The organism is Erythrobacter sp. R86502 (assembly GCF_042466465.1).
In the GTDB taxonomy this organism is placed as follows: Bacteria; Pseudomonadota; Alphaproteobacteria; order Sphingomonadales; family Sphingomonadaceae; genus Erythrobacter.
The window spans coordinates 88,188-104,761 of sequence record NZ_JAXHCJ010000001.1; the positions used below are offsets into that span (position 1 = coordinate 88,188).

A 16,574-nucleotide genomic window follows, 5' to 3' on the forward strand; every position below is an offset into this window, starting at 1 on the left:
TGCGAACGGTCGGTGAGATGCGCGCCAGATCAGGCGTTTACTTCCCAGCGAAACCTCCGGGAAAGCGGCGGAATTAGGTTTTCTGCGGGTTTCAGGCTTCAGATTGCTTGGTCTTGATGGCTCTGAGTATGCCCGCGCAAATCCCATCCATGTTCTTGGGCGCTGGCGCAGACTTCCCGATGCGTTTGTATTCGGCAGCCAGTTCGTCGCGAAGCGATGTTGCGGTGATCCGAGCGATCTCGGCGCTTGGCCTGTCTATATAGCGGAGCGCAATCGTAGCTATGGGCTCCCCGTGCTTTCCTGAATCCCGACCGCTGCCGGGTATTGGATCACGTGCCGGATCCCGCGTAAATCCGGGCGCATGGCTGGCCGCGACCTTGAGGACGTCATCCCTATCGAACTGGATCCCAGTGAAGGTGGTGCGTCCATACACCCACTGTCCAGAGCTCCAGAATGAGGGCGCAATAGTCCCTCTTTGCCTTTGGAAAATGGTTCTCGATATCTGCTTGTTGGAAGCCTCCTTTCCGGACTTTTCAAGTGTGTTGATTGCATGCACGTAGATGCTTCCAACTCCAGCATAGTTCAGGAGAAAGGACTGTGCGGTCTTCCGCGTGTCAAATTTGACGCTGACTAACCTGCATGCTTCGCCAGGGGAGATCATAGTTCGCTTTGCCATCCGGCGAGGTAGACGCAGATTGCCTAAATTTCTGGTTAACTAGGGTAGACGCTGCAGCGGATGCACAGTGTATGATAACGTCGCGATGGCGATTTCCGCTCAGCACCGAGCCTGTTGGCGACCGGTCGACAACCCATCGAGCAGAGAGAGGACAAGTCCTTCGCCCCGGTTTCACAAATTTTGCAGTTGCTCAGCGAAGTTGGCTTTTGGCTTGCGCATCGGCTGCCAGTGCCCGTTTGTAGGCCTTCTCTGTCTCCGTCCTCGCCACTTCCGACTGCCTATCGAAAACTTTGCTCATTATAGCCGAGGCTGGCGACTTGTTCTCAGGTGGCGGGGAAGCGGACGTTCGCGCAATCTCAGGCATAACCGATAGGTCAGCGTGAGGAAATTTCGCTACGAAGGCAGCCACCGACATTGTTGAACCTTCTTTGCCGAACAGCCCACGCGCTTCGGCCCAAGCGCCGTCCTCAGGCAACCATCCGGCTTCAGCGTCTCGCCAAACAAATGCCAGCCCATCAGTAAATTCGATAACTGGGCGATCATCAACAGAGCGGAATACGGTTTGCATTGAAACCTCCGTCCGAGCCTTGTGCGGCGATTGCGGAACACACACAAGAGCCGAGCTTAGGAAAAATCGCCGGCTTGAAAGTGGCCGATAAAGCCTTCCAGCCGCGCCTATTTTCCTGTTAGGAGCGCGGCCTAGCAGGGGAGCCTTCTAAGTGCCCAAAATTCCGTTTGTGTGTCTGATCCAGCTTCGAGCGTGCGGTGTGCCACGTCGCGCCTGACTGATCTGATTGCCAAGGCCAAGGCCAAGGATGCCGATCTGGGGCGGGAGCTGGAGCGGGAGTTTCGAGCGCTGTCTTCGCGCCGCGCGTTTGGCCTCAACTTTGAGCGGCACCGCCCGGAGAATGTCGAGCTTCCCGGTCGCCCGATCCGCGGCTTTGGAAGGTGATGAGCCTTGCTGGCAAGGGCGCTGAGCGCGCGGCCAGCCTTTCCTTGATTTACACCGATGAGCCGGAGCAGGTCGACGCACTGGTTGCCGATTTGTGCGTGGTCGCCGAGTTTCGAGACTACATCTATCCCGGCCTTGTTAGCACCGGGAAGGTTGAGCGCGGCGGGGACAAGCCGTTTCACACCGTGATTAATGGCGAGAATTTCCACGCGCTGGAGGCGCTGACCTTCACCCATCGCGGCAAGGTGGATGCGATCTATATCGATCCACCCTACAATTCTGGTGCAACTGATTGGAAATATAATAATTCGTATGTCGAAAAGGACGACGCTTATCGACATTCAAAATGGCTCGCAATGATTGAGCGACGGCTTCTAATTGCTAGGGAGTTGTTGAATCACAGGCGTTCTATATTGATCGTTACGATTGATGCGCGCGAATATCTCCGTTTCGGCTTGCTCTTGAACCAAATATTTCCAGATGCGCGGATGCAGATGGTGTCAAGTATCATAAACCCAAAGGGCGTTTCGGTTGCGGGTGGCTTCCGTCGAGCGGATGAATATCTGTTCTTTGTGATGCTTGGCGACGCCGCGCCGCAGCGAATCCGTTTGAGCAACGAATGGTCACCATCGTCAATCGTTAGTGGAACATCAAAGGTGATCGCGCCTTTGGAGGAGGAGGGCTTTGCCGAGCAAGGCATTCGGAGGATTGAGCCTGATTGGACATCCATGATGCGTCGTGGCTCTGAAGCTGCACGAGCTGATCGGGAGTCAATGTTCTACCCCATTTATGCTGACCCACTGACCAAGAAGATTGTCGCTGTAGATGAGGCGTTACCTTTGGGCGTCGACGAAGCACCTGAGATAGGCGGTCTTGAAGCTATATTGCCCATCCGTCGAAACAAAGACCAAGGTCGATGGCAAATTTCTTCGACGGAATTGAAGGCGCGGATCAAGCAAGGTCGTATCAGGCTTGGGCGACAAACGTCCTATGTACTAGCGGAAATCGGATGGTCTGTTCTGTTCCACGCTGCGTGGCTTCTGCTTGAGGCCGGCGGTCGGGACATCTTCAGCGCCTATCGCGAGGAATCCAGTTGAGCTCGTTCTGAGAGCCAGTTCATTCGCCGGTAACGGGTGGCAGCCCACACCGCGTTTTTCATGTTTTTTCCATGGAAACCGGCACCATCTCTTCCAAGTCATTGAAAAGATGGTGGGCGCGACAGGGATTGAACCTGTGACCCCACCCGTGTGAAGGGTGTGCTCTACCGCTGAGCTACGCGCCCGGCCAGGGGCCGTGAGGCCCGGACAGGGGGGCGCCTTTAATCCGGCCTTGCCGACTTGGCAAGCGTTGGTGGCGCCATTTCCTGCGAATCCGCGATGGCTCAGCGCGTAACGAGCCATGTCAGCAATCCAAACAGCCCTTCAGGCTGCCTGCGCACCGACATCGGCTTTGTCATCGCCAGAGGTGCGGGGCACTCGGTGCAATAGGCCTGAACGCCGCGTGTTCCCAGCAATCGGTCAGCATCCTTCGCAAGCCGCGTGCCGAGGTTTGCACTGCGTGCTGCCGTCATGGCGAACAGATCGCCGTTGTTGACCGCAGGCACGCGCGCGGCCTGACTGGTGGCCAGCTGGCGAATCAGCAAATCGTAATTGTCGCTCTGTGCGCCTAGATGCACGGCGTGCCAGCCACCATCCTCGAGGCCAGCCTTGGCAGCGGCCCAAGCCAGCGCTTCGTCAAGCCCACCAAATTCGTCGACAAGACCGTTTTGCCGCGCGGTACCGCCATCCCACACACGCCCCTGCGCAATCGCTTCAACCCGTTCGGCGGACATGCCCCGGTTCTTGGCGACCAGCTTTATGAAATCGCTATAGGTGCCGCCGATGGACGATTGCAGCAACGTGTCCATCGCCGGGGTAAATCCCGCGATAAGGTCAGGCTGGCCCGATAGCGGGGTCGTCTGGAAACCATCGGCATTGACGCCCAGTCTGGCGGCGGCTTGTTCGAATGTCGGGATTACTGCGAACACACCGATCGATCCGGTAATTGTGCCCGGTTCGGCAAAGATCCGGTCGCTCGAAGTGCTGACCCAATAGCCGCCGCTTGCCGCGATATTGGCAAAGGACACCGCGACCGGAATCTTGCGATCGCGGTGGCGTTGAATGGCGCGGCGTATTTCTTCCGAAGCAGTGGCCGATCCGCCGGGCGAATCCACCCGGACAACCAGCGCGGCCAGATCATCATCAAGCGCGTCATCAAGCAGGTCGGCAATACGCCTGCCACCCGCGGTTCCCGGGCCAGCGTCGCCATCGACGATTTCGCCTGCGATGGTCACAACGCCAATGGCCTTGCCGCTGCGTTCGGTGCCCAGATCGGCAAGAAAAGCATCAAGCTCGCTGGAGGCATAGGTGCCGGGCAATTCGCTCCACGGGTCCTTGCCCGCCATTTGCGCGACACGGGCCCCGAACTGTGTTCTGTCGCCCAGCCTGTCAACCAAGCCAGCATTCAGCGCCGCGCGCGCCAGATCGCCGTTTGCGCCCTCGATCCAGGCGGCAGGATCGCTGGTCACGCGGGCAAGGGCGAGCTTGGGCCGCGCCTTGCTGACATTAGCCTGCCATTCTTCCCAAATTGCGCCGTACAATCCGGCAAGATTTTCCCGCGCTTCATCCGACATCGAAGAGCGTGAATAGGGTTCTACCGCTGATTTGAACGCACCGACGCGGTAGACCCGCGCGTTGATGCTGAGCTTTTCCAGCAGTTCGGCAAAATACAGCTGATTGCCTCCAGGGCCGGAAATCACGGCCAGTCCCTGCGGGTCAAGCCAAACTTCGCTGGCGTGGGCAGCAAGCAGCATGTGATCGTCGGCATAACCGATGCCATAGGTCAGCACCGGCTTGTTTGCCTTGCGCAGGCGATCCATGGCTTCGCCGATTTCGGTCAGGTGCACCTGACCCCCGCCAAGGAAAATCGTCAGATCAAGCACGACAGCCTTGATCCGGTCATCCCCCGCGGCCGCATCCAGCGCTCGCACGATGTCACGGGCACGGTATTCCCCCATAGGCGCTGTGCCTGAGAGCAGTGCCCCGATCGGGTCGAGGACCGACTTTTCTTCCACCACCACGCCTTCCAGCGCAATCAGCAGCGCACCTTCGCGCACCTGTCCGGGGTTGGGGCGCGCCGACAGGATGCCGAACAGCAACACGAAGAACAGCAGCATGAACAGGAGCACAAGCCCGTCCTTGATCCCCACCAGGACCTTCCAGACCTTGCCAACAAAACTCATGCAATCGTCCCTTTTTATCGTCCGAGCCGATCTAGGGGCTTTGGCCGATAACTTCTATCGCAAACCTTACGCGACGGGTTGAGCAGCGGATGCGGCTCGACTAGGGGCTTTGGCTTGATGAACGCGCACGAAACTTCATCGGCTTCAGGCCGATTTCCAGCCGGGCGACTGGCGTTTCCCCATCGTGATCTGACCGGAATCGGAAAGCTGCAGCGGCACGAGATACTTTATCTGCTGCACGAAGCCGAACAATGGGTCGCGCTGAACCGCCAGCGCACCAAGCACAGCGATCTTCTTGCAGGGCTTACGATCATCAATGCGTTTTTCGAAAACTCGACACGGACGATGTTGAGTTTCGAAATCGCGGGCAAGCGGCTGGGGGCGGATGTCGTTAACATGCACGCTGCCACCTCAAGCGTGAAAAAAGGCGAAACGCTGATCGACACCGCGATCACATTGAATGCGATGCGCGCTGATGCGATCGTGATCCGTCACGGATCGTCCGGCGCAACCGGGCTGATTGCCGACAAGGTCGATTGCCCGGTGTTGAACGCAGGCGACGGCAGCCACGAACACCCGACACAAGGCTTGCTTGATGCCCTGACGCTGCGCCATGCGCTGGCTGAGAGGGGTGAGGGGGCAGAGGATTTCACCGGCCTCAATGTCGTGATTTGCGGTGATATTCTGCATAGCCGGGTCGCACGATCCAATATCTTGTGCCTTACCGCGATGGGCGCCAATGTCCGTGTCTGCGCGCCGCCTGCGCTGATGCCGGCAGGGATCGAAGCGATGGGCGTGGAGGTGTTCCATCATTTCGATAAGGCCTTGCAAGGCGCTGAGGTGGTCATGATGCTGCGGCTGCAATCCGAACGGATGAGCGGGCAGTTCGTCCCGTCCGCGCGCGAATATCGCCATCTTTACGGGCTGACAGCCAAGCGGCTGGCGCTGGCGGCGCCGAACGCCTTGGTGATGCATCCCGGGCCGATGAACCGCGGGGTCGAAATTGACAGCGATGTTGCCGATCTGGTGGGGCAGTCGTTGATTACGCGGCAGGTGGAAATGGGCGTGGCGATCCGCATGGCGTGCCTGGAAATCCTCACCCGCGAAGCCCGCGGCGTCGAAGGATGGGCGGCATGAAACAGGTGCGGCCGCTCACCATCACCGATGCGCAGCTGGTGACGCCCGAAGGTGTTATTGCGGGGGCACTGCGCTGTGTGGACGGCGCGATCGCAGCGTTGGGACCGAATGTCGCAGCGCAAGAGGGCGACGAGCGCCTCTCGGCCAAGGGTAAGCTGCTTGCGCCGGGGCTGGTCGATCTGGGTGTATTCGCGGTCGACAAGCCTGCGTTTCATTTCGGCGGGATCACCCGTGCGGCGCTGATGCCCGATCAGTCGCCCCCGCTCGATTTGCCGAGCAGGGTCAATTTCATCGCGAAAAGCGGCAAGCCGGATCTGTGGGTCCATCCGCTTGCTGCGGCCACCTGCGCACTTGAAGGGCGTGAACTGGCGGAAATCGCGCTGATGCAGGATGCTGGTGCGCGTGGCATCGCGACGGGGCGGCGGTGGATTTCAGACAGCGGCGTGATGCTGCGATTGCTGCAATACGCGGCCATGCTGGATCTTGTAGTCGTGACGCACGCCGAAGATGGCGGCCTGACCGGTGAGGCCGCTGCCACTGCGGGCGAGATCGCCACAAGATTGGGACTGCCCGCTGCGCCAGCCGAAGCCGAAGCTCTGGCCATCGCTCGCGATATTGCCTTGGCCGAGCTTGCCGGAGCGCGGCTCCATATCCGGCAGGTGACGACTGCACGCGGGTTTGCACTGGTGCGTCAGGCCAAGGCACGCGGGATCGCTGTGACATGCGGAATTACGCCTGCGCACTTCATGCTGTCCGATCTCGCAACCGCGGACTTCCGCACCTTTACGCGCATATCACCCCCTTTGCGCAGCGAGCAGGACCGTCAGGCTGCGCTTGCGGCCATCAGCGACGGGACGGTCGATGTGATTGCCAGCGGGCACGATCCGCGCGGCGCGGAAGACAAGCGTTTGCCTTTCGCTGACGCTGCACCGGGCATGGCCGGGGCCGAAACGCTGCTTGCCATGACATTGGGGTTGGTGCGCGACGGAGTAATCGACACAGTCCGCGCCTTCGATTGCCTTGCACGCAACCCTGCAGATTTGCTGGGCGTCCCGGCAGGCCGACTGGTTGTAGGGCAGGAAGCGGATCTTGCGCTTGTCGACCCCGACGCGCCCTGGATCATCGATCGCGCCAAAATGGAGGCGACCGCTGACAACACGCCTTTCGATCGTCAAGGCACGCAGGGCCGCGTGCTGGGTCTTTGGAAGGGCGGAATGCGCGTCGTCGGCTGAGCCGCTGGCCGCCATATCCCATCCAAAAAAACTCCCGGACAGCGATGGGCCGTCCGGGAGCAGGCGCTCATAAAAGGGAAAAGCGCGATGCGTCAGCGTGCGCGTGATGCCACCTGGACATCGCGTTTCACGCCGCCAGCCGGTGGCGTGGTGGCCGCATAGGCGAAGCAGCCGCGTCCTGCCGATTTGACCGCGCCGCACATCGACTGCGCGCTGTTGGGGCCAAAGCCAGCGGCTGCCACGCGCCAGAAATTGCGGCCCTTCACCACGGCTTGCGTGATGACAGGCTTGTGATCCTTGAGCTGCGGGAACTTGGCCATCAGCACATTCCAACCACGTTCGGCCTCGACTTTGCTGTTGTACGATCCCAATTGCACAAGGTGCGATGCTGCGGCCTTGTCGCTGACTGCCGGGATGGGAGCTGCTGGACGCGCTGACGGAGCCATGCGGCGCTGCGGCGAGGCCGCCGCGACCCGCGTCTGCGCAGGCGCGGCGCGTGCAGGCAATTGCTGCACCACTGGGTTCGACACATAGCGCATTCCGGATGATGAAGCGGTTTGGGCTGCAGGTTCCGACTGGGCAAAGGTTTGCGCAAAAGTAGCAGTTGGCGCCGATGGAACTGCGCGGACCGCGGCCGGGGCAGGGTCGGCAACTGCCAACTGCGGTGCAGCGGGTGCGGGAAGATTGGATGCCTCAGCTTCGGTCGCAGCAAGGGCCACGCCTTCTTGCGGGAAATTGACAAGCGCCAGATGCTGCGGCTGTCCCGCATCGCTGCGCGGCTTTACATCAAGAAGGCTGGCAATGCGGTGCTGGAACAGTTCTGGCGCGCTCATGGCGGCCCATTCCGACAAGCGCGCATCCAGCTGATCGCCGGGAACATCTTCGGCAGCCATCACGCGCGCCGCGCGCCAATTGCCTGACAGCGCATAGGTGTAGGCAAGGTTCTGGCGCAGCTTGGGTGTGGATTGTTCAGCCGAACGCACAGCATTGATCAGTACGTGCATTCCCCGCTCTGGTTGGCCCGCAAGCGCGAGCGCAAGGCCCAGGTCGGTTGGATCAATGGCCTGCGCATATTCATCAAGCGCAGCAACCGCACCGCGGGAATCGCCCGTGGCGATCTTCGCCAGCGCATAGCTTAGCACGGTGCGCGGATTGTCGTCGCCCAGATCCAGCGCGTCGTTGAAGCTGGTGGCGGCAGATGCAAACCTGCCCGCTTCAAGATAGGCAGCGCCCAGCAAGGCGCGATAGCCCGGATTGCGCGGATCCGCCTGCACCGCGGCTTCGGCATGGGAAATTGCCTTGTTGACCTGCCCCTTGCTCAGTGCGGTCTGTGCATCGCTGAACGATTCTTCGGCGCGCGGCGCTGCGTTAGCGGCCATGCTGGCGAACGTCAGACCGGCAATCGCCGTGGTGAGCGCAAGCGCAATGCGCGGCGCGGCGCGGGTGCCTGTCTGGGTGCTGCGGTCCATAGTCAATTTCCCCCTGATGGTGGTCGGCTTTGGTAGGTTTGATCGCCGTTCAGTGGCGTTTCAGATGATTGGCAATGATGTCGAGATCGTCATATTCCGCGAGCAGACGATCAAGCGCTTCGGTCACAAGCGCCTGCGCGCTGATCCCCTGCATTGTCGCAGCCAGTCGCAGCTTGAGATGGCGATCCGCATCGAGCCGAAGCGTGAAGGCGGCGCGGCGTCCGCCTAGCGGGGCCGGGATGCGGGCAAGTTTCTGTGCGCGCGCCGCTGGCGCGGCCCGGACAGGTTCCGGCATCACGGAACTTGCAGGTACGACAGAGGAAGACAGGCCCGAAGCCAGCGCGGCGAATTGGGCGCCTTCGTCTGTTTCGTACTGTTCGTCTTCGTCGTCCCATTGATCGTTGTTGCCGAATGCTTCGCCGTAAACGGGCTGGCCAGCGTCTTCGTCATCGGTCTCGGTATCGTCGGGCCCGTTCATCACCGCATCGGCAAGCACACGCTCTTCAAGGCGGCGTTGCTGGCGGCGGACAATGGGGCCAGCGCCAGCGACGAAATCATCGGCAGCGACATCGGCATTGATCGGCACGATCTCTGCGGAGGAAAGATGGCTACCATCCGCGTCCGAATCGCCCATGTCGTTCCAGCCAAGGTCTTCCAGCTGTTCTTCTGCAAGCGCAGCGATGGCCGCTTCATCGGCCACAAGCGGCGCGACCTGCGGGCGCATTGCGGGCTTCGCACCACCCTTGCGGGCGAGCAGCGATGGGCCAAGCGAGGCAAAACCGGGTTCGGACATGGCCTAGCGCCTCCGCACGTTTACTGTGCGACCCGGCGACCGAAGCCGCCAGCGGGACGCGGCACACCGCCCAACTGCTGCGCCTGACCATTGGGGGTGGGCGCAAACACGGTGCGGCGGAAATTCTTTTCAAGACGATCAGCAATGTAACGCCACAGCGCCGCAATTTCAGCGGCGGAGCGGCTTTCGGGATCGACTTCCATGACTGTGCGGCCATCAATCATCGAGGCGGCAAAATCGGTGCGATGGTGTAGCGTGATCGGGGCAACGGTGCCGTGCTGCGACAGCGCGACTGCGGCTTCCGAAGTGATCTTGGCCTTGGGGGTCGCGGCGTTCACAACGAACACCAGTGGCTTGCCCGCGCGCTCGCACAGATCGACGGTGGCGCCCACGGCGCGCAGATCGTGCGGGCTGGGGCGGGTTGGGACCACGATCAGTTCGGCCACACTGATGACCGACTGGATCGCCATCGTAATGGCAGGCGGGGTATCAATCACCGCCAGCTTGAACCCCTGCTGGCGCAGCACCGCAAGGTCATTGGCAAGGCGCGCCACTGTGGTTTGCGCAAAGGCGGGATATTCCGCCTCACGCTCGTTCCACCAATCGGCGAGAGAGCCTTGTGGATCAATATCAATAAGCACGACCGGCCCGGCGCCTGCGCGCTGGGCCTGAACGGCGAGATGTCCGGACAAGGTGGTTTTGCCCGATCCACCTTTCTGCGATGCCAAAGCGAGTACACGCAACGCTTGGGTCCCCCTGGATTGAACCGCTGCGGGCCGCCCTATTGCGACGCCTGCTGTCGGCTGGATAGACACCGGAATCGCAGGATACCCCTAATTTAGGGTTAAAGGGGTTGACCCTTGCGCAAGAGAGACAGGCGCGTTGCATGGTGTCGCAAGCCGCCGTAGCGCGCCTGACAGGACGGCAACCTTTTGCTAACCGTGTTTCGGCTAGGACTTTGGCGATGTTTCGATTTCCCACACTTATCCAAAGCAGGACGATGATGGCACGCAATTTGGCAGCGAACAGGGCAATCGGCGCCGCACGGGCGGCTGTGGCGGGGGTGTGCGCCGCAGCGTTGGTGATGACTGCACCGCCCGCGCTCGCCGATGTGAAAGCGGGGGTCGATGCCTGGAGCGCGGGTGATTTTGCGCGTGCCGTGGCCGAATGGGAAGGGCCCGCGGCGGCTGGTGATGCCGATGCAATGTTCAATCTTGCCCAGGCGTACCGGCTGGGCCGGGGGGTCGACATCGACAATGTCCGCGCCCGCAAGCTCTATGAAGATGCAGCCAGCCGCGGTCATGTGAAGGCCGCCGACAATTACGGGCTCATGCTGTTTCAGGAAGGCGAACAGGAAAAGGCGATGCCGCTGATTCGCGCCGCTTCCGATCGCGGCGATCCGCGCGCGCAATATGTGCTGGGATTGTCGCACTTCAATGCCGACTATGCCGCACGAGACTGGGTGCGCGCCTATGCCTTGATGACGCTGGCAAACGGCGCGGGTCTGCCGCAAGCAAGCGGCGCGCTGGCGCAGATGGATACGTATATCCCCCAGGGTCAGCGCAGTCAGGCACAGTCGCTGGCGCGTGAGCTGGAAAAAGGCGCAAATTCGCAGCGCAACACCGAACTTGCTGCGGCCGAACTGGGTACAGTCGCCCCGCCGCCGCAGACGGCTCCGGTTGCAATGCCCCAAAGGACCGTCCCCGCTGTGGCGCCGGTTGCTGCACCTGTAACGGTTGCCGCTGCAGCCGAACCGGCTGATGCGCCTGCACCGGCGGTGGTACGTACGCCTGCCCCGGCGCCTGCAGCAAAACAGGGCAGATGGCGGGTGCAGCTTGGCGCCTTTGGCGTTGCCGCCAACGCCGACCGCATGTGGGGACAGCTGCGCAATCACGCGGCGCTGTCCGGCACCAAGAAAACTCTGGTAGTCAGCGGCAAATTGACGCGGCTGCTTGCGGCCGGCTTCAACACTGAAGGCGAAGCGGTACGCGCCTGCGCCGCGCTGAAGCGCGATGGCAAGGACTGTGTGGTGACGGGGCAAAGCTAACCGGCTTTGCAAGTGGCCGATTGCTGCTAATCACTGTCCGGACACAGGGCGGGGATCAGCCATGAAGAATACTCTTACGCCAGATCAGGGGGCAGCAGACCTAACTGCGCCCACGCCGCCCGTTGCGCCTGTTGCCGCAGCTGAGCGGATCGATACGCTCGACTTCATTCGCGGCCTTGCGGTGATGGGGATACTGGCCGCCAACATCGTGGCCTTTGGTCAGCCGTTCGAAGCGTACATGTACCCCGCCGCCTTCCTGACCGATCCGGCAGATCCGGGTGGCTGGATGTGGATTGCGCAATTCGTCCTAATCGATGGCAAGATGCGCGGCCTGTTCACGCTGTTGTTCGGCGCCGGGATGGTCCTGTTCATGGAAAAGGCCTGGGCCCGCGGAGCAACCCGGTGGCTTCAGGCCTGGCGTCTGGTGATCCTGATGATGTTCGGGATGATCCACTTCTTCTTCATATGGGCAGGCGACATTCTGTTCTATTACGCGCTGTTCGGCCTTATCGCGCTCACCTGCCTCAGATGGCAGGTGAAAACCCAGCTTTGGGTGGGATTGGCAGGCTATCTGGTCGGTGCCCTCATCATGGGCGCTTCGCTTACGGTACCATGGGCGATGACCGAGACATCCTTCGGCGACTCGAGCCCCGAACTGATCGAGGAAAGCGCGGAGATAAGGGCCAGCATCGAACCTGCGCTTGCGGCGGGCAAGGTCCCCACGCAGGCTATCCTGTCGGGCGATTACGGCGCGCTTGTGAACCACCGTATCACGCAACAATGGTCAGAGCCGCTGACCAATGCTGCGCTGTTCGGGTTTGAAACCTTGCCGCTGATACTGATCGGAATGGCTTTCTACCGGCTTGGGTTCTTCAGCGGTGCTTTCGATCGGGCAAAGCTGCTGAAATGGGGCTGGATCGGGTTGATCGCGGGCGGAATTGCGCACCTTGTCATCGGGCTTGTCGTGAAGGCGGGCGGGTTCAGCTATTTTGGCACGCTGGCCGGTTTCATCGGCTGGAGCACTTTGCCGCGTTTATGGATGGTGCTGGGATTGGCCGCCTTGCTGGTCGCCTTCGCGCCGTTTGCAACGGGCTGGCTGGGCGACCGCGTACGCGCAGCGGGCCGGGCCGCGTTCACCAATTATCTTGGCACATCGGTATTGATGATGCTGGTGTTTCACGGATGGGCGCTGGGGCTGTTCGGACAGCTCAATCGGCCGCAGCTTTACATCGTGGTGGCGCTGACCTGTGCGCTGATGCTGGCATGGTCAAAGCCATGGCTCGATCGGTATCGTTACGGGCCGCTGGAATGGCTGTGGCGGTGCCTGACCTATCGGCAGATTTTCCCGTTGCGGCGGTAAAAAGCACCGTCGTTGCAGCAGATACGGTGCAAACAGAAACGATCGCGAGCACGACCGCGCGTGGCGGGTTTCGAAGACTAAGACAAAAATCTTCTTGTTATTAAGAATGGTTCGCATACAAAGCTTCTTGCAAACGCTTCGCAGGAAAGATTCGCGCACCTATGTACATCTGCATCTGCAATGCCATTCGTGAGACTGATTTGCGTAAAGCCGCGCTTGCGTGCGAAGGTGACGCCGAGGCGACCTACGCCACGCTGGGCAAGCGACCCAACTGCGGCCAGTGCCTTGATGATGCTCAGGAAATTATCGACGCCGAACGGATCGCTGTTGCTTGCAAGAGATTCGCAGTAGAACTTGCCTGAACCGCGATTGCGAACGGATCGCAAGTTACTGATTCGCAAAGATAATCCTTAGCGCGCCCTTGCGGACAGAGCCCGGCAGCGTGTATATCGCAGGCAATGCCGCGATCCGGCTTTGATACAACGCAAAGGACTTCCCCATGAAGGGCGACGCCAAGATCATCGACTATCTCAACCAGTGCCTCACCAACGAACTGACGGCGATCAACCAGTACTGGCTGCATTACCGCGTGCTCGATCACTGGGGCATCACCAAGCTTGCCGCGTACGAGCGGCACGAATCAATCGAGGAGATGGAGCACGCCGACAAACTGGCCGAGCGTATCCTGTTTCTTGATGGCCTCCCCAACTTTCAGGCAATCCACAAGCTGAAGGTCGGGGAGACGGTCGAGGAAATCCTGAAGGCCGATCTGGCGCTAGAGGAAGAGGCGATCCCGCTGCTGCGCGACGCGATCGCATACGCCGAAAGCGTGCGCGACTATGTCAGCCGCGACCTGTTCGATTACATCCTCAAGAACGAGGAAGAGCATGTCGACTTCCTCGAAACCCAGTTCGAGATGATCGAGCGTATGGGTCTTCACAATTACTGCCAGCTGCAAAGCAAGCCCGCTGGGGAAAGCTAAGGCTTCATCGCAGGGGTGATTGAATTAAAGGGCAGGGCCGGTCGATGGCACTGCCCTTTTTGCGTTGGCGTGGGTTATTCCTTGGGCGCCCGCGCGCCGATCGCGGCTAGCCGTGTTTCCAGCAGAAAGAATCCCAGCCCCGTGACCAGCAGTGCCATGGTCAGCACCCACATGAACGCGATCAGCGTTCCAATCTGTGCCGTGATGTAAGCTGATATGAAAAGCATCGCGATCACCGCGCTGATCATCACCGCCGATGCAGTCGAAAACATGATTGCGCCCTGCATCAAACGGCGGCGGCGCATCAGCCAGCCAAATTCGCGAATCTGGCGCGGCGTGCGCTGGTCTTCCATCTTGTCTTCGATGGTCTCGATTCGCTTGGCGATCCAGATCATCCGGCTCATGATGACGTTCATGATCGCCCCGATGCCCGATAGCAGGAACGCTGGCGCCAGGCTCAACTGAACCACCTGCTGCACGCGCGGGGTCGATGCCGTGCGTTCGAAAATTTCCAACGCGAAGGGCAGGCGTGCCTCTGCGGCGGCGGCGAGCAGCTCCAGCATAATGACCTGCTAGTCCTTGGCGAAGGGATTCTTGTTGGTTTTCAATGTTACGCGCACTGGCACGGCATCAAAGCCCAGCTTGGCCCGGATGCCGTTCACCAGATATCGTTCGTAACTGGTGGGCAGTTGATCGAGCCGTGTGCCGAAGATGACAAAGCGGGGCGGGCGGGTGCCGGCTTGCGTGATATAACGCAGCTTGATTCGCTTGCCGCCGGGCGCAGGGGGCGGATTGGCTTCCAGCGCATCATCGAACCAGCGATTCAAGGCTGCAGTTGAAACGCGCTTTGACCAGGCATCGCGCAGCTCAAAGGCACCGCCCAGCATCTGATCGAGCCCTTTGCCGGTCTTGGCCGAGACGGCAAACAGCGGCAATCCGCGCACCTGCGCCAATCCATCGTCCAGCGCGCCGCGGATGCCATTGAACAGCTTGCTCGCGTCTTCGGCCACATCCCACTTGTTGATGGCGATCATCAGCGCGCGGCCTTCTTCCAGCACCAGACTGGCAATCTTCAGGTCCTGATGTTCAAGACCCTGCGTCGCATCGAGCAGCAAGACCACGACCTCGGCAAAATCGACAGCGCGGCGCGCATCGGCGACCGACAGCTTTTCAAGCTTTTCGGTGACGTTCTTCTTCTTGCGCATCCCGGCGGTATCGATCAGCCGGATCTCGCGCGTCTCGCCGGTCTTGGGATCGGTCCAGTCCCAGTCAATCGCAATCGAATCGCGGGTGATCCCGGCTTCAGGACCGGTGAGCAGGCGATCTTCGCCCAGCAGCCGGTTGATCAGCGTGGATTTGCCCGCGTTCGGGCGGCCCACGATCGCCAGTTTGAGCGGGCCAGTGGGGCGATCCTCTTCCTCCATCGCCGCGATTTCCGCGCGGTTGATGTCGTTGATCTCTTCCCATTCTTCCGATGCCGCGCCGATAATCGGCCATAGCCCTCCGAACAGGTCAGCGATGCCTTCACCGTGTTCGGCCGACATGGCGAGCGGTTCGCCAAGACCCAGCGCATAGGCTTCCATTGCGCCGGCTTCGCCGCTTTTGCCTTCAGCCTTGTTGGCCACCACCACCACCGGGACTTCCTGTTCGCGCAGGTAGCGGGCAATTTCTTCGTCGAGCGGGGTGAGGCCCGCACGCGCATCAACGACGAACACCGCGGCATCCGCGCCCGCCAGACTGGCTTCGGTCTGCTTGCGCATCCGCCCCGGCAGGCTGAGTTCGTCCTCGTCCTCCCACCCGGCGGTATCGACGATGGTGAATTTCAGGCCGGCAATATTGGCATCGCCCATTCGGCGGTCACGGGTAACGCCCGGCTGATCGTCAACAAGCGCGAGCTTTTTGCCCACCAGTCGGTTGAACAGCGTGGACTTGCCCACATTGGGGCGGCCGATGATGACGACTTCTGGCTTTTTGGGGAGGGGCATATCACCCGCCAAGTGGGCGCAATTGCCCATTTTGGCAAGCGTGACCCTTGGATCAGGCCTTTTTGGCGACGGGCGGGTTCTCGCCTAGGTCCTCATACCAAGCTTCGACCGGGCCATTCAGCTTGAGCGTCAAGGGCTGGCCCTTGCGATCCATCGCCTTGCCTGCCTGCACACGCACCCAACCTTCGGCGATCGAATATTCCTCGATATCGGTGCGCACACGGTCCTTGAACCGGATACCGACCCCGCGTTGCAGCTTTTCCGCATCAAAGAACGGGCTGCGCGGATTGACCGACAGATGATCGGGCGGCACGTCCGCATTGCCCGAGGTGGCAGCGGTCGTCGGAGCGGATTCGGGTGTTTCTTCGGTCATGGCGGCGCCCTTATCTGCCAATCCAAAAGCGTTCAAGCGGGTTGGCACGCGTGTTCTGCTTGCCCTTTTGGCTCAGGAGCGATAATGGCGGCGACTAATACGCGCGGGAGGCCCTCAGCTTCCCGCGCGGCTTCGTTCGGGCATGCGGGCGTGGCGAAATTGGTAGACGCGCCAGATTTAGGTTCTGGTATCGAAAGATGTGGGGGTTCGAGTCCCTTCGCCCGCACCAACTTCGCCCTGATCATGCCCGTACCATCGGAATTTTTGGCAAGAAGGCTTTAGACCAGT

Annotated in this window: 17 protein-coding genes and 2 tRNA genes; 9 read left to right on the top strand and 10 right to left on the bottom strand. The window is 60.7% G+C overall.

What is annotated here, in order from left to right:
• Positions 1 to 91: 91 nt before the first annotated feature.
• Both SJY33_RS00405 and SJY33_RS00410 read right to left on the bottom strand, forming a co-directional pair.
• Positions 92 to 661 carry a hypothetical protein gene (locus SJY33_RS00405; RefSeq protein WP_379920514.1) on the bottom strand — a complete coding sequence of 190 codons (570 nt, stop codon included), beginning with the start codon at positions 659 to 661 and terminating at the stop codon, positions 92 to 94.
• Between the two features lie 205 nt (positions 662 to 866).
• Complete coding sequence (locus tag SJY33_RS00410) at positions 867 to 1,244, bottom strand: hypothetical protein (RefSeq protein WP_379920515.1); 378 nt, start codon at positions 1,242 to 1,244, stop codon at positions 867 to 869.
• 171 nt (positions 1,245 to 1,415) lie between these two features.
• Here SJY33_RS00410 and SJY33_RS00415 point away from each other — a divergent pair, with 171 nt between their 5' ends.
• Positions 1,416 to 1,628 (top strand): hypothetical protein, encoded by a 213-nt coding sequence (locus SJY33_RS00415; protein WP_379920516.1) that lies wholly within the window; start codon positions 1,416 to 1,418, stop codon positions 1,626 to 1,628.
• Positions 1,628 to 2,725 (top strand): DNA methyltransferase, encoded by a 1,098-nt coding sequence (locus SJY33_RS00420; protein WP_379920517.1) that lies wholly within the window; start codon positions 1,628 to 1,630, stop codon positions 2,723 to 2,725. The genes SJY33_RS00415 and SJY33_RS00420 overlap by 1 nt, the downstream gene beginning before the upstream one ends.
• 110 nt (positions 2,726 to 2,835) lie before the next feature.
• On the opposite strand, the gene SJY33_RS00425 is transcribed toward SJY33_RS00420, so the two are convergent.
• Together SJY33_RS00425 and sppA are read right to left on the bottom strand one after the other, a co-directional pair.
• Positions 2,836 to 2,910: transfer RNA gene (locus tag SJY33_RS00425), tRNA-Val, on the bottom strand.
• A gap of 99 nt (positions 2,911 to 3,009) precedes the next feature.
• Complete coding sequence (sppA, locus tag SJY33_RS00430) at positions 3,010 to 4,908, bottom strand: signal peptide peptidase SppA (RefSeq protein ID WP_379920518.1); 1,899 nt, start codon at positions 4,906 to 4,908, stop codon at positions 3,010 to 3,012.
• Between the two features lie 117 nt (positions 4,909 to 5,025).
• On the opposite strand from sppA, the gene SJY33_RS00435 reads away from it, so the two are divergent.
• Together SJY33_RS00435 and SJY33_RS00440 are read left to right on the top strand one after the other, a co-directional pair.
• Positions 5,026 to 6,045: an aspartate carbamoyltransferase catalytic subunit gene (locus SJY33_RS00435; RefSeq protein WP_379920519.1), complete on the top strand. Its 1,020-nt coding sequence runs from the start codon at positions 5,026 to 5,028 to the stop codon at positions 6,043 to 6,045.
• Entirely contained in the window at positions 6,042 to 7,277 is a 1,236-nt protein-coding gene (locus SJY33_RS00440; RefSeq protein ID WP_379920520.1) for a dihydroorotase family protein, read from the top strand. Before SJY33_RS00435 ends, SJY33_RS00440 begins: the two co-directional genes overlap by 4 nt.
• Before the next feature lie 92 nt (positions 7,278 to 7,369).
• Here the strand turns inward: SJY33_RS00440 and SJY33_RS00445 are convergent, their stop codons facing one another.
• From SJY33_RS00445 to SJY33_RS00455, 3 genes are read right to left on the bottom strand one after another with little or no spacing between them, the layout of a single operon-like run.
• Positions 7,370 to 8,746 (bottom strand): tetratricopeptide repeat protein, encoded by a 1,377-nt coding sequence (locus SJY33_RS00445; protein ID WP_379920521.1) that lies wholly within the window; start codon positions 8,744 to 8,746, stop codon positions 7,370 to 7,372.
• A gap of 49 nt (positions 8,747 to 8,795) precedes the next feature.
• The gene (locus SJY33_RS00450) at positions 8,796 to 9,539 is read right to left on the bottom strand and encodes a hypothetical protein (RefSeq protein ID WP_379920522.1); all 744 of its coding nucleotides are present in this window, start codon (positions 9,537 to 9,539) and stop codon (positions 8,796 to 8,798) included.
• A gap of 20 nt (positions 9,540 to 9,559) precedes the next feature.
• Positions 9,560 to 10,282 (bottom strand): AAA family ATPase, encoded by a 723-nt coding sequence (locus tag SJY33_RS00455; RefSeq protein ID WP_379920523.1) that lies wholly within the window; start codon positions 10,280 to 10,282, stop codon positions 9,560 to 9,562.
• 257 nt (positions 10,283 to 10,539) lie between these two features.
• On the opposite strand from SJY33_RS00455, the gene SJY33_RS00460 reads away from it, so the two are divergent.
• The 4 genes from SJY33_RS00460 (at position 10,540) to bfr (ending at position 13,928) form a co-directional block, all read left to right on the top strand.
• The gene (locus tag SJY33_RS00460) at positions 10,540 to 11,586 is read left to right on the top strand and encodes an SPOR domain-containing protein (RefSeq protein WP_379920524.1); all 1,047 of its coding nucleotides are present in this window, start codon (positions 10,540 to 10,542) and stop codon (positions 11,584 to 11,586) included.
• 61 nt (positions 11,587 to 11,647) lie between these two features.
• On the top strand, positions 11,648 to 12,946 hold the full coding sequence (locus tag SJY33_RS00465) for a DUF418 domain-containing protein (RefSeq protein ID WP_379920525.1): 1,299 nt from the start codon (positions 11,648 to 11,650) through the stop codon (positions 12,944 to 12,946).
• A 161-nt stretch (positions 12,947 to 13,107) separates the two neighbouring features.
• The gene (locus SJY33_RS00470; protein ID WP_379920526.1) at positions 13,108 to 13,308 is read left to right on the top strand and encodes a bacterioferritin-associated ferredoxin; all 201 of its coding nucleotides are present in this window, start codon (positions 13,108 to 13,110) and stop codon (positions 13,306 to 13,308) included.
• 137 nt (positions 13,309 to 13,445) lie between these two features.
• Positions 13,446 to 13,928, top strand: a complete 483-nt coding sequence (gene bfr, locus SJY33_RS00475) for a bacterioferritin (RefSeq protein WP_379920527.1) — start codon at positions 13,446 to 13,448, stop codon at positions 13,926 to 13,928.
• Positions 13,929 to 14,002: 74 nt separating this feature from the next.
• On the opposite strand, the gene SJY33_RS00480 is transcribed toward bfr, so the two are convergent.
• The 3 genes from SJY33_RS00480 to SJY33_RS00490 are packed head-to-tail and all read right to left on the bottom strand — an operon-like array spanning position 14,003 to position 16,286.
• Positions 14,003 to 14,491 (bottom strand): DUF2721 domain-containing protein, encoded by a 489-nt coding sequence (locus SJY33_RS00480; protein WP_379920528.1) that lies wholly within the window; start codon positions 14,489 to 14,491, stop codon positions 14,003 to 14,005.
• 9 nt (positions 14,492 to 14,500) lie between these two features.
• The gene (gene der / locus SJY33_RS00485) at positions 14,501 to 15,913 is read right to left on the bottom strand and encodes a ribosome biogenesis GTPase Der (protein ID WP_379920529.1); all 1,413 of its coding nucleotides are present in this window, start codon (positions 15,911 to 15,913) and stop codon (positions 14,501 to 14,503) included.
• Positions 15,914 to 15,965: 52 nt separating this feature from the next.
• Entirely contained in the window at positions 15,966 to 16,286 is a 321-nt protein-coding gene (locus SJY33_RS00490; RefSeq protein ID WP_379920530.1) for a DUF3297 family protein, read from the bottom strand.
• Positions 16,287 to 16,430: 144 nt separating this feature from the next.
• Here SJY33_RS00490 and SJY33_RS00495 point away from each other — a divergent pair.
• Positions 16,431 to 16,515, top strand: a tRNA-Leu gene (locus tag SJY33_RS00495).
• Positions 16,516 to 16,574: the final 59 nt, after the last annotated feature.